11 protein-coding genes are annotated in these 13,310 nt (G+C 58.6%); 3 read left to right on the top strand and 8 right to left on the bottom strand.

Features of this window, described 5'->3' with window-relative positions; translation table 11 throughout:
- Window positions 1–230 precede the first annotated feature (230 nt).
- The gene (locus APH41_RS01530) at window positions 231–890 is read right to left on the bottom strand and encodes a DUF1120 domain-containing protein (protein ID WP_157717968.1); all 660 of its coding nucleotides are present in this window, start codon (window positions 888–890) and stop codon (window positions 231–233) included.
- A gap of 115 nt (window positions 891–1,005) precedes the next feature.
- A complete protein-coding gene (locus APH41_RS01535; RefSeq protein WP_054896005.1) occupies window positions 1,006–1,665 on the bottom strand; it encodes a DUF1120 domain-containing protein in 660 nt (219 codons plus the stop codon).
- Window positions 1,666–2,420: 755 nt separating this feature from the next.
- Here APH41_RS01535 and ppx point away from each other — a divergent pair.
- Complete coding sequence (ppx, locus tag APH41_RS01540) at window positions 2,421–3,923, top strand: exopolyphosphatase (protein WP_003195352.1); 1,503 nt, start codon at window positions 2,421–2,423, stop codon at window positions 3,921–3,923.
- A gap of 139 nt (window positions 3,924–4,062) precedes the next feature.
- On the opposite strand, the gene ppk1 is transcribed toward ppx, so the two are convergent.
- A complete protein-coding gene (gene ppk1, locus APH41_RS01545; protein ID WP_054896006.1) occupies window positions 4,063–6,285 on the bottom strand; it encodes a polyphosphate kinase 1 in 2,223 nt (740 codons plus the stop codon).
- Between the two features lie 18 nt (window positions 6,286–6,303).
- Entirely contained in the window at window positions 6,304–7,317 is a 1,014-nt protein-coding gene (hemB, locus tag APH41_RS01550; RefSeq protein WP_034129028.1) for a porphobilinogen synthase, read from the bottom strand.
- A gap of 208 nt (window positions 7,318–7,525) precedes the next feature.
- Between hemB and APH41_RS01555 the strand changes: the two genes are divergently transcribed.
- Window positions 7,526–8,161: a DedA family protein gene (locus APH41_RS01555; RefSeq protein WP_034129029.1), complete on the top strand. Its 636-nt coding sequence runs from the start codon at window positions 7,526–7,528 to the stop codon at window positions 8,159–8,161.
- Here APH41_RS01555 and APH41_RS01560 read toward each other — a convergent pair.
- Entirely contained in the window at window positions 8,142–9,377 is a 1,236-nt protein-coding gene (locus tag APH41_RS01560; RefSeq protein ID WP_034129030.1) for a sterol desaturase family protein, read from the bottom strand. The genes APH41_RS01555 and APH41_RS01560 overlap by 20 nt on opposite strands.
- 115 nt (window positions 9,378–9,492) lie before the next feature.
- On the opposite strand from APH41_RS01560, the gene elbB reads away from it, so the two are divergent.
- Window positions 9,493–10,158, top strand: a complete 666-nt coding sequence (gene elbB / locus APH41_RS01565; RefSeq protein ID WP_054917101.1) for an isoprenoid biosynthesis glyoxalase ElbB — start codon at window positions 9,493–9,495, stop codon at window positions 10,156–10,158.
- 146 nt (window positions 10,159–10,304) lie between these two features.
- Here the strand turns inward: elbB and APH41_RS01570 are convergent, their stop codons facing one another.
- The 3 genes from APH41_RS01570 to APH41_RS01580 all read right to left on the bottom strand — a co-directional run.
- A complete protein-coding gene (locus tag APH41_RS01570) occupies window positions 10,305–10,760 on the bottom strand; it encodes a YaiI/YqxD family protein (RefSeq protein ID WP_034129032.1) in 456 nt (151 codons plus the stop codon).
- A 1-nt stretch (window position 10,761) separates the two neighbouring features.
- Window positions 10,762–12,657, bottom strand: coding sequence for an FTR1 family protein (locus APH41_RS01575; protein ID WP_054896007.1), 1,896 nt, complete (start codon window positions 12,655–12,657; stop codon window positions 10,762–10,764).
- Between the two features lie 202 nt (window positions 12,658–12,859).
- A partial coding sequence (locus tag APH41_RS01580; protein WP_054917102.1) for a LysE family transporter occupies window positions 12,860–13,310 on the bottom strand: 451 nt, incomplete at its 5' end.

A 13,310-nucleotide genomic window follows, 5' to 3' on the forward strand; every position in this document is an offset into this window, starting at 1 on the left:
CTGACTTCACCTTCTGCCTCATGTAGCACAATGACGGTGGTATCAGGACGCATACCGTCGGCGAACAGCACCGCCGGCAAGAAAAAACCTATTAACAAGCATGATTTAAGAAATCTTTTAACCATCACTTCACTACCCACTTGTGCGCACAGGCTTTGCGAAAGAAATATTGGCCGACACAAAGCCCGCTTAATAAAGCGTGGCTCTGCTCGGCCCCTTTCCGAACCTAGTTATAGATAGCGCAGCTCTAAAGTAGCCTGACCGTCCAGATTAATCTGATTACTCATATTTAACTCTGATGTTTTATTGATAACAGGCAACACTTCAATTTGGCCTGCCACCGTATTAAGCTTGATAGGTGCGTAGACATTTCCTGCCCGCCAAGCCGTAAGGTTGGAGGTATGGCCGACGGCTTGGGTGCTATTCGTATGCCAATATCCGCCATTATTCTCGGAACCAACAATCCCCACCGCTACACCGTCCGCCACAGAATTACGTAAGTGGATCAGATACCCACCAATCTTTTGCCCTTGGGACGTAGCACCCAATCCGAAGTTATAAATATCTTTATAATTACTGCCAAAAAGACTGAGCATCATGCCGGGAATTCGAGAGCTTGCACGATTGTCCGACGCCCTGATCGCCACCGTTGTCTTGACATTGCTGGCACACTTGATCGAATAAGGCGTTGTCTTTTTAGCCAACTGTGTATAACGCGTCGGGCTCAGGGAATTCGGGTCAATCCTTCCGTAGTCAAAAACCGAATTGGTTATCGTGAAACTGCAGCTGACGGGGGCAATCGTTCCTTTCACACTCAGGTCAGCAGCTTGAGCATGAAAACCAAGGGACGCCAAGCACGCGACACTCATTACAAACATCGTCTTATTCATTTTTAGCACTCTCAACATAACGATAAATATCAGATCAAACCCGATGACAATTAGGCCTGCGCTATCACCCACACACCGATGCGAATTATCTGATCAAGGAAGTACGAATAGGAGCCTAGAGGTAACGAAGCTCCAAGGTTGCGTGACCGTCCAACTCAATTTTACTGCCCACATCGAGCGCGGACTTTTTATTAATAAAGGTGATAATCTGAATATTCCCCGATACCGAATTAACCTTAAGTGGTGTTTGCGCTCCTGAACCACCCCACCAGGCAATGACATCGCCGCCTTGACCCAACGCGTTACTTCGATAGTTCGTCCATGTATTGCCATTGTCTGCGGAAGTCACTGTACGGACGGTTCGCCCATCAGCAATAGAGTTTTGAACATGTACGGCATAACCCCCTATTTTTTGTCCTTTGGACGACAAACCCAATCCATAGTTGTAGTTATCAGTGTAGCCCTGGTCTATTGAGCTAACGATACCTGGCACTTTGCTGGATGAACGATTATCCACTGCCTTGAGCCCAACCGCAGTAAGTGCACTTCCCTCGCATTTAACAGCGAACGGCGTAGACTTCGCCGTCAAACGCGTATACTGAGTTTCGCTTAGGCTCGACGGCCGGATATCACCATAATCGAAAACGGCATTAGTCATTGTAAAACTGCAACTGGCAGGAACAATGGCCCCCTTTACGCGCAACTCTGAGGCCTGAGCACTCAGACTAGCCACCGAAAGCACCATACCTGCCACCAAAACAAACTTTACTTTCATGATCTTACATCCTGCATAGACATAGAAATGGATTCGCTAGCAAAAAACCGATATCGCTCATCACTAAAACTGCCGACACAACAACTATCGGAAATAACACAGCTCTAGCGCAGGCTGCTTGCCATCGAACTCATAGTGTTAAACTGCAACGGGCGGGGCCATTAATACCCTTCACTCGTAGATTGGCTGCTTCGACGCTTAAATCTACAGCAGCCAGAAGCAGTCCCGCCGGCACTGACACTTTGCTCTTCATCTGAGCACCTTAATTTCCTGAATATGTAAAAACAGCACCTATAGTCAGCGATGTGAGGTGTTCACTTGTTTAACCCCACACGCATAACTACCCCCTTGTACAAGCCCTGAGCGACAAATAATTACCGCCACGGCTTAATTGCCGACCGGCAGTATCGGCGCCACACATAAATAATTAAGCCGGAAAAATACCTCAATCAACGTAAGACAGCTCTGCGAAAACGGCTCACATTTAGATTGTTTACTGTAGGAGCAAACACAAAAAACCAAGACAAATATGCATACACATGTAGGACTAAGTTGACCATCCAGAAATTACGCACACTGCAAGTTATTAACTACAGCGACTCCTGACCCAATAACACAGCTATCGCAACCACCTCCTACAAGCGGCATTCACAATTTCTGATGAGTGATTGGGGAAAATTCCTCTGGCACTACGCGTTGGCGCCAGCCGTCGATCGTGGCACGATGGCAAGGTTATCGACCGAGACCCCCAAACCATGCCGCAATCCCAAGCCAAGAATCTGTCCTTGATCGCCGCCATCGACCTGGGCTCCAACAGCTTTCATATGGTCGTGGCCAAGGCCCAGAACGGCGAGATCCGCATCCTTGAGCGGCTCGGCGAGAAGGTGCAACTGGCCGCCGGGATCGACGACGAGCGCAAGCTCAATGAAGAATCCATGCAGCGCGGACTCGATTGCCTCAAGCGTTTCGCGCAACTGATCAACGGCATGCCCCCTGGCGCGGTGCGTATCGTTGGCACCAACGCCTTGCGCGAAGCGCGCAACCGCAACGAATTCATCCATCGCGCCGAGGAAATCCTCGGGCACCCGGTGGAAGTCATCTCGGGCCGTGAAGAGGCACGCCTGATCTACCTCGGCGTGTCCCACACCCTGGCCGACACGCCCGGCAAACGCCTGGTGGCAGACATTGGCGGTGGCAGCACCGAGTTCATTATCGGCCAGCGTTTCGAACCGCTACTGCGTGAAAGCCTGCAGATGGGGTGTGTGAGTTTCACCCAGCGTTATTTCAAGGATGGCAAGATCACCCCGGCGCGTTATGCCCAGGCCTACACCGCAGCGCGCCTGGAAATCATGAGCATCGAACATGCCTTGCACCGCCTGACCTGGGATGAAGCCATCGGCTCGTCCGGCACCATCCGTGCCATTGGCCTGGCCTTGAAGGCCGGTGGCCATGGCACCGGTGAGGTGAACGCCGAAGGCCTGGCGTGGCTCAAGCGCAAGCTGTTCAAGCTGGGGGATGCAGAGAAAATCGACTTCGACGGCATCAAGCCCGACCGTCGCGCCATTTTCCCTGCGGGCCTGGCGATTCTCGAAGCCATCTTTGACGCCCTCGAACTGCAACGCATGGACCACTGTGACGGCGCCCTGCGCGAAGGTGTGCTCTACGACCTGCTGGGCCGGCACCACCATGAAGACGTGCGAGAGCGCACCCTCAGCTCGCTGATGGAGCGTTACCACGTCGACCTGGAGCAAGCCGCCCGCGTCGAGCGCAAAGCCTTGCACGCCTTCGACCAGGTGGCCGAGGACTGGGACCTGGAAGACGGCGTCTGGCGCGAGTTACTCGGCTGGGCAGCCAAGGTGCATGAGGTCGGCCTGGACATCGCCCACTACCATTATCACAAGCACGGCGCGTACCTGATCGAACACTCGGACCTGGCCGGTTTCTCGCGGGAAGACCAACAGATGCTCGCCCTGCTGGTACGCGGCCATCGTCGCAATATTCCCAAGGACAAGTTTGCCGAGTTCGGTAAAGACGGCATCAAGCTGATCCGCCTGTGTGCGCTGCTGCGCTTTGCAATCCTGTTCCACCACATCCGCGGCACCCAGGAAATGCCCCAGGTCAAACTGCACGCCGATGGCGATAGCCTGGAAGTGATGTTCCCCAAAGGCTGGCTGGATGAAAACCAGCTGACCCAGGCGGACTTCGCCCAGGAAGCGGAATGGCTGACGCGGGTAGGGTTCAGCCTGAACCTGCGCTAAGCAAATCTAAAAGCATTCTGCAGAACAAATGTGGGAGCGGGCTTGCTCGCGAATGCAGTGGATCAGTCACCAGATGCATTGACTGACACACCGCATTCGCGAGCAAGCCCGCTCCCACATGGAATTGCGTATGCCTGGGCTAGTTCACCGTCAGAATCGGGCTACCCAACTTCTCCAGCAACGTCGCCTGCGCGCTGCGCGGGTTCTGGTTGCCGGTCGGCGTGTTACGCACGTAGCGCCCATCCGACTGCAGGCTCCAGCTATGGGTGTTGTCGGTCAGGTAGCTTTCCAGCTCCTTCTTGACCCGCATGATCAGCTTCTTGCCTTCTACCGGGAAGCAGGTCTCCACACGCTTGTCGAGGTTGCGTTCCATCCAGTCGGCGCTGGAGAGGAACATCTGCTCTTCGCCGCCGTTGAGGAAGTAGAACACGCGTGTGTGCTCCAGGAAGCGGCCGATGATCGAGCGCACGTGGATGTTATGCGACACGCCCACAATGCCGGGGCGCAGGCAGCACATGCCACGCACCACCAGGTCGATGCGCACACCGGACTGGCTGGCCTTGTACAGCGCGCGGATGATCTTAGGATCGGTCAGCGAGTTGAACTTGGCGATGATGTGCGCCGGTTTACCGTCGAGAGCGAACTGGGTCTCGCGGGCAATCATGTCGAGCATGCCCTTCTTGAGGGTGAACGGCGCGTGCAGCAGCTTCTTCATGCGCAAGGTCTTGCCCATGCCGATCAACTGGCTGAACAACTTGCCGACGTCTTCACACAGCGCGTCATCGGATGTCAGCAGGCTGTAGTCGGTGTAGAGCTTCGCGTTGCCGGCGTGGTAGTTGCCGGTACCCAAGTGGGCGTAACGCACAATTTCACCGGCCTCACGGCGCAGAATCAACATCATCTTGGCGTGGGTCTTGAAGCCGACCACGCCGTAGATCACCACCGCACCGGCCGCTTGCAGGCGGCTGGCCAGTTGCAGGTTGGACTCCTCGTCAAAGCGCGCCCGCAACTCGATCACCGCGGTGACTTCCTTGCCGTTACGCGCAGCATCCACCAACGCATCGACGATTTCCGAGTTGGCACCGCTGCGGTACAGGGTCTGGCGCACGGCCAGGACGTGCGGGTCCTTGGCAGCCTGGCGCAGCAGGTCGACCACCGGGGTGAACGACTCGAAGGGGTGCAGCAGCAGGATGTCCTGCTTGCTCACCACGCTGAAGATGTTCTCGCTGTTTTGCAAAAGTTTCGGGATCTGCGGAGTGAACGGCTTGTATTGCAGCTCCGGGTGACTGTCCAAGCCGGTGATGCTGAACAGGCGCGTCAGGTTTACAGGGCCGTTGACCTGGTACAGCTCCGACTCGGCCAGGTTGAACTGCTTGAGCAGGTAGTCCGACAAATGTTTCGGGCAGGTGTCCGCCACTTCCAGGCGCACCGCATCGCCATAGCGCCGCGAGAACAGTTCGCCGCGCAGGGCACGGGCCAAGTCTTCAACGTCTTCGGAGTCCAACGCCAGGTCGGCGTTACGAGTCAGGCGGAACTGGTAGCAGCCCTTGACCTTCATGCCCTGGAACAGGTCATCGGCGTGCGCGTGGATCATCGACGACAGGAATACATAGTTGTCGCCAGCGCCCCCTACCTCTTCCGGTACCTTGATGATCCGAGGCAACAGACGCGGCGCTGGAATGATCGCCAGGCCCGAATCGCGGCCGAAAGCGTCGATACCTTCGAGTTCGACGATGAAGTTGAGGCTCTTGTTCACCAGCAAGGGGAACGGGTGCGTCGGGTCGAGGCCGATAGGCGTGATGATCGGCGAAATTTCGTCCCGGAAGTAACGGCGCACCCAGGTCTTGATCTTGGCGGTCCAGTGACGACGACGAATGAAGCGGACCTGATGCTTTTCCAGCTCCGGCAGCAGGATGTCGTTGAGGATCGCGTACTGGCGGTCCACATGGCCGTGCACCAGCTCACTGATACGCGCCAGGGCCTGGTGCGGTTGCAGGCCGTCGGCACCGGCTTGCTCACGGGCGAAGGTGATCTGCTTCTTGAGGCCGGCAACACGGATCTCGAAGAACTCGTCCAGGTTGCTGGAGAAAATCAGCAGGAATTTCAGCCGTTCCAGCAAGGGGTAGGACTCATCCAGCGCCTGCTCGAGCACGCGGATGTTGAATTGCAGTTGTGACAACTCGCGGTGGATGTACAGGCTGCTGTCATCCAGGTTGGTGACCACTGGCACTGGCGCCGGCGCAGGCGCTTCGGCCACCACCGCAGGCGGTGCAGGCTCCAGCTCCGGCGGGGTCTGGGCGACTTGTTCAACCACCGGGTGAGCGTCTTTTACGGCAACTTCTGAGAGTCCTTCGGTATTCATCGAGTGTTCCTGTGAGGGCTATTGTTGCTCTCTAAGCAATTGGGCGGCGCGGGCGGCGAAGTAGGTCAGAATGCCATCAGCGCCGGCACGTTTAAAGGCAGTCAGGGATTCGAGGATCACCCCTTCACTCAACCAACCATTCTGGATCGCCGCCATGTGCATGGCGTATTCACCGCTGACCTGATAGACAAAGGTCGGCACCTTGAATTCCTCTTTGACCCGGTAAAGAATGTCCAGGTAAGGCATCCCCGGCTTGACCATCACCATATCGGCGCCTTCGGCCAGGTCGGTGGCCACTTCGTGCAGGGCTTCCTGGCTATTGGCCGGGTCCATCTGGTACGAGGCCTTGTTGGCCTTGCCCAGGTTCAGCGCCGAGCCTACCGCATCGCGGAATGGGCCGTAGTAGGCGCTGGCGTATTTGGCCGAGTAGGCCATGATCCGCACATTGACGTGACCGGCCAGCTCAAGGGCTTCGCGAATCGCCTGGATGCGTCCGTCCATCATGTCCGACGGTGCAACCACCTGGGCGCCCGCAGCCGCGTGGGACAACGCCTGCTTGACCAGTGCATCGACGGTGATGTCGTTCTGAACATAACCGTCTTCGTCAAGAATGCCATCCTGGCCGTGGGTGGTGAAAGGGTCCAGGGCCACGTCGGTGATCACGCCCAGCTCCGGGAAACGCTCGCGCAGGGCACGGGTGGCACGCTGGGCAATCCCCTGGGGGTTCCAGGCTTCGGCGGCGTCCAGGGTCTTGAGTTCGGCCGGGGTCACCGGGAACAGCGCCAGCGCCGGGATGCCCAATTCGACCCACTTCGCCGCCTCTTCAAGCAACAGGTCAATGGTCAGACGCTCCACACCCGGCATCGACGCCACCGCTTCCCGGCGATTTTCACCGTCGAGCACGAAAACCGGCAGGATCAGATCATTCGTGGTCAGTACATTTTCACGTACCAGGCGACGAGAAAAATCATCACGACGATTGCGACGCAGACGGGTGGCGGGGAACAGGCGATTGGCAGGGGTAAAGCTCACGACAGACTCCTGAGCCCGTGTTTACGGGCGAGCGTTGCAGTTATAAGCGGCCATTATGACGAATGAATGACAGTTGTGCTTATCGACACGACCTGTAGTCCCATTCGTCATTTGCGTAGGAATTGTTCACTTCGTGACACATCTCGATACTTTCATGAATCTTCGTGAAGGCGTAGGCTGCGCGTTCATTTCGCCAGCACCCTAGACCATGCTTCAACAATTTCTGCATGACTTCGGCTACTTTGCCCTCTTTCTCGGCACGTTCTTCGAAGGCGAGACCATCCTTGTACTCGCAGGCTTCCTGGCGTTCCGTGGCTACATGGATATCAACCTGGTGGTGGTCGTTGCCTTTTTTGGCAGCTACGCCGGCGACCAGCTCTGGTACTACATGGGGCGCAAGCACGGCCGCAAGTTGCTGGCGCGCAAGCCGCGCTGGCAACTGATGGGCGACAAGGCACTGGAACATATCCGCAAGCATCCGGATATCTGGGTATTGAGTTTCCGCTTCGTATACGGGTTGCGCACGGTGATGCCCGTGGCGATTGGCCTGTCCGGCTACCCACCGTTGCGCTACCTGGTTCTGAACGGTATTGGCGCGGCGATCTGGGCCGCGGCACTGGGGGCGGCAGCCTATCACTTCGGCGCAGTGCTGGAAGGAATGCTCGGCAGCGTCAAGAAATACGAGTTGTGGGTATTGGCCGCCTTGCTGGTGCTGGGCTTTGGCCTGTGGCTGCGCCGTCGCTTCAAGAATGCCCGCATCGCCCGCCAAGCCTGTGCCGAGGCCAAGGCTCGGCTGGCTAACGAGCCAGCCTCGGTCGAAACGCCTAAGACACCAACCGAGTAAGCCGGCTTCTGCAACAGTAGAGGCCGATGATGCTGAGCAGGCTGTAGCTCGCCAGGCCCAGCCAGCCCAGGTTGCTGGCGGGCCACAACCCCACCAGCGGCGCCAGCCATACCAAGGGAACATTCAGCGCCAGGCGCGCCAGCTCGGCCTTCAGCGCCCATGGGCGATTCTCCAGCGCCACGCCCAGGGTAAACAACCCCAGCGCCATCGTGCCCCAGCCAAGGACCAGCGCCGTGGAGGGCAAGCCCTCACCGAAATTCATCAGATAACTGCCAAACCCTACATAGGCCGCAAACTGCAAGGCGATGTAGACCTGTTGGCGCACATCCAGCGGCACCTCGAATTTGCGGAACTGACTCAGGTCCGGCTTGGCCATCGGGTACTTGGCCTTGACGTCCGCCGGGCGCCAGCCGGTGCGCATGAACCAGATACGCAGCTTGTCCCACCAACGCTCAGTACGCCGGGCGTCACTCCAGAGTTGCGCATAAAACTGCAGGTTGGCCCACAGCGGGTTCCAGCTGGCCAAGGGTGTGGTCACACCGAAAATCACCGGTTCGTTATCGTCTTCCTCCTGGAAGGTACCGAACAGTCGGTCCCAAATAATGAACACCCCGCCGTAGTTGCGATCCATGTAGAGAGCGTTCTGCGCATGGTGGGCCCGATGATTGGACGGTGTGACGAAAAACCATTCGAACCAGCCAAGCTTGGGAACATGGCGTGTATGGACCCAGAATTGATACAGCAGGTTGAGCGACGCCACGCTGATAAACACCACCAGTGGCACACCAACCACCGCCAGGGGCAAGTAGAAGATCCAGCTCAGCAGGAAACCGGTGCTGGTCTGGCGCAGAGCGGTGCTGAGGTTGTAGTCCTCGCTCTGGTGATGCACCGAATGCGCGGCCCACAGTATGTTGCGCTCATGACCCATGCGGTGCAGCCAGTAGTAGCAGAAGTCATAGAACACAAAGGCAAACACCCAGGTCCAGGCACTCTGGGCAGGCAATTCGAACAGCGCCAGGTGCTCGATGGCGAACGCGTAGGTCAGCAGGCCCACGCCCTTGGTGAGCAAGCCTGTGGTGGTGGACAGCACTCCGGTGCTGAGGCTGTTGATGGCATCCGCCACTCGGTAGTTGCGCACGCCACGCCAACGGTCGGCCAGCAACTCGACCACGATCAGGGCAATAAAAAACGGTACTGCGTAAGGCACAAAGTCCATGGGCTAGTCCGGTCTATTTTTGTTACATCAAGATTAGGTGCAGCGACGTGAGTTCCCATTGGCAAGAGGTTACAAATTAGTAGACATTTAACGCCATGAATCAGGAGAAATGCCCATGAGCAAAAAGATTGCAGTGATCCTTTCCGGCTGTGGCGTGCACGACGGCGCAGAGATCCATGAAAGCGTGATCACCCTGCTGCGCCTGGACCAGCGCGGCGCTCAAGTGGAATGCTTTGCACCCGACGTTGCGCAGTTGCACGTGATCAACCACCTCACGGGCGAAGAAATGCCCGAGTCTCGCAATGTGCTGGTGGAATCCGCGCGCATCGCTCGAGGCGCCGTGAAGGATATTGGCCAAGCCAACGCCGCAGACTTTGACGCGCTGATCGTGCCGGGCGGTTTTGGCGCGGCCAAGAACCTGTCGAACTTTGCCGTGGAAGGCGCCGGCTGCAGCATCAACCCCCAGGTGCTGGCACTGGCTGAAGCCTTTGCCGAAGCGGGCAAGCCGGTGGGTTTGATCTGCATTTCGCCGGCCCTGGCCGCCAAGATCTACGGCCCTGGCGTGACCTGCACCATCGGCAACGATGCCAGCACCGCCGCAGCCCTGGACAAGATGGGCGCCACCCACGTCGAATGCACTGTGGAGGATATCGTCGAGGACCAGGCGCGCAAGCTGGTGAGTACACCGGCCTATATGCTGGGCAAGAACATCAGCGAGGTGGCGTCCGGCATCAACAAGCTGGTGGATCGGGTATTGGAATTAACCCACGAAAACGACTGATGGGGATGCACCTGTGGCGAGGGAGCTTGCTCCCGCTGGGTGGCGAAGCCGCCCCATCTAAGCTGACGCGGTGATTCAGATAAAACACTGACGACGGCTTTGGGGCTGCTGCACAGCCCAGCGGGAGCAAGCTCCCTCGCCACAGGTCAGGCTGGTTTCATCAAGCGGGTAAGAATTCGGTCCAGCGCATTGGCAAACGCCTGCTTGTCCTTTTCGCTGTGGGGCGGCGGGCCGCCGCCCATCTGGCCTTGCTCGCGCAGGTCGGTGAACAGGTTGCGCACCGCCAACCGCTCGCTCATGTTCGCAGGGCTGAACTCCTTGCCACGCGGGTCGAGGGCCGTGATGCCCTTCTTCACCAGTCGATCGGCCAAGGGCACGTCGCTGCAAATCACCAGTTCGCCGGGCACGGCGTGCTCCACCAGGTAATCATCGGCGGCATCCGGCCCGCTGGGCACCACGATCAGCTTCACACAGGCAAAGCTAGGCTTGATCTGGCTTTGCCCTGCGACCAGCACCACCTCAAACTGGCGCTTGAGGGCAAACTTCACCACTTGGTCCTTGGCCGCCCGAGGGCAGGCGTCGGCGTCGATCCACACGCGCATGCTACGCCGCCGCCCGGTGCTTTTCGGTCAGGCGGCTACGGCCATACAACACCACAATCGCCAGGATCGCCACGGCCTGTGCCCCCAACGAGTACGCATCGGCGTGGATGCCCAGCCAGTCGAAGTCAAAGAACGCCACTGGCCGCGTGCCGAAAATGCCCGCTTCCTGCAAGGCTTTCACACCGTGCCCGGCGAACACCACCGACAGCGCACACAGCAACGCGGCGTTGATGCCAAAGAACAGCGCCAGGGGCAACTTCGCCGAACCGCGCAAGATCACCCAGGCCAGGCCCACCAGCAGCACCAGCGCCGTGGCACCACCGGCCAGCACCGCGTTGTGCCCGGCAGGGCCGGCCTGCAGCCACAGGGTTTCGTAGAACAGGATCACTTCGAACAGTTCGCGATATACCGAGAAGAACGCCAGCACGGCAAACCCGAAACGCCCACCGCCGCCCACCAGGCTGCTCTTGATGTAGTCCTGCCAGGCCGCCGCGTGACGCCGGTCGTGCATCCACACGCCGAGCCATAGCACCATCACACTGGCAAACAACGCCGTGCAGCCCTCAAGCAACTCACGCTGGGCGCCGCTGACGTCAATGACATAGGCCGCCAAGGCCCAGGTACCCAAACCTGCCAACAGCGCCAGGCCCCAGCCGACGTTGACGCTGCGCACCGCCGATTGCTGGCCGGTGTTACGCAGGAAGGCGAGGATCGCGGCCAGCACCAGAATCGCTTCCAGGCCTTCACGCAGCAGGATCAGCAAGCCGGAGATATAGCTCAACGACCAGCTCAGGCCATCGCCGCCCAGCAAACCAGCCGATTCAGTGAGTTTGCCTTTGGCTGCATCCAAGCGCTGCTGCACCTGCTCGATAGGCAAGCCGTCCTGCAACGATTGCCGATAGGCCATCAGGGCCTTCTCGGTGTCTTTGCGCACATTGGCATCGACGTTATCCAGGGAGCTTTCCACCAGCTCGAAGCCTTCCAGGTAGGCTGCGACGGATAGATCGTAAGCCTGCTCATGGTCGCCGTTGCGGAAAGCCGCGAGGCTCTTGTCCAGGGTGGCGGCAGTGTAGTCGAGCAACTGCGCGGGGCCACGCTGAACCTGCGGCGGCTGCGCACGCTGGGCGCGGAATGTCGTGGCAGCGTCAGGGCCGTCAGCGGCGAGTACTTCAGTGGGGGTCTGGCGGGCCAGGTCGGCGAGGTTGAATGTCTGCTCGCCTTTGGCAGCGGCCGGGTCGGCCGTGAAGCCGGCGATATAGGTTGCCAGGTCCCAGCGCTGGCGGTCGTCCAATTGGTCAGCGAACGACGGCATGTCGGTGCCTTCGACGCCCAGGCCGAGGGTGTTATAGATCGCGTAGAGGCTCAGGCGGTCCAGGCGCGTTGCATCGCGCAGGTTAGCCGGCGGTGGGGTCATGCCCACGCCTGCCGGGCCATCGCCGGCGCCCGTTGTGCCGTGGCACACCGAACAATGCTGGGCGTAGAGCGGCGCGCCGCGCGTCGGGTCCGGCGTGATGGCCGGGGCCTGGCTGACTTCATACGCCACGGCCAGCTTGGCGCCCAATTGACGAGCCTGGCGGGCAACGCTCGCGCCGTCCTGGTGGGCAGTGACCGCGGCCAGCAGCTCATCAACGCCCTTTACCAGCTCGGCGCGCTCAGGCTTGTCTGGCAACTCCGCCACCAGCCCCTGCAATACCCCGAGAAACTCGACTTGTTCGCGGTATTCAGAGTCATCCACCACCTTGCCCGCCTCTACCGTCGGTGGGTAGTCGGCGCCAATGTAGTCAAGCAAATGCAGGGCTTGCGGCGCGCCCTCGGCGGTCGCGGCCGACAGATTGAGGCTGCACGACAGCAATGCCGGCAACAGCAGCCAGGCGAGAAAGCGGAAAGGGGCGGTCATGAATGAATCTCAAGTGGAAATACGAAGTAACACTATTGTTGAGCTTTAATGGATTCGACTCAAGGTGTTATTTCATATCACGCTAAAACCAATGTGGGAGCGGGCTTGCTCGCGAATGCGGTGCTTCAGTCACTATTTTCTTTGACTGATATACCGTATTCGCGAGCAAGCCCGCTCCCACATTTTTGAGCCAGTCGCTTGGTCAGGCCGTGGCGCGATGCAGGCTGGCAAGGAAACCGGCAGCGCCGACAAACAAGCCAGCAAAGGTGCGGTTCACACGTTTCTGTTGTTTAGGCGTACGCAACAGGCGCAAGACTTTCGAGGCCAACCCTGTGTAGCCCGCCATCACGATCATATCGACGCTGATCATGGTCGCACCAAGGATCAGGTACTGGATCAACAACGGCGCCTGCGGGTTCACGAACTGCGGCAGCACCGCCAGCATGAACACCAACGCCTTGGGGTTGCTGGCGTTGACCAGAAAGCCGCGGAACATCATCGCCATCGGTTTGCCGATCGGGCGTACGGCGGCGTCATCGGTCATGTCCATGGGCAAAGCGCGCCATTGCTTGATGGCAAGGTACACGAGGTAGGCCACGCCGAACCATTTGATCGCATAGAACGCAGTAGACGAGGCCGCCAGAATGGCCCCC

The organism is Pseudomonas sp. NBRC 111138 (assembly GCF_001320835.1).
GTDB classification, from domain to species: domain Bacteria; phylum Pseudomonadota; class Gammaproteobacteria; order Pseudomonadales; family Pseudomonadaceae; genus Aquipseudomonas; species Aquipseudomonas paracarnis.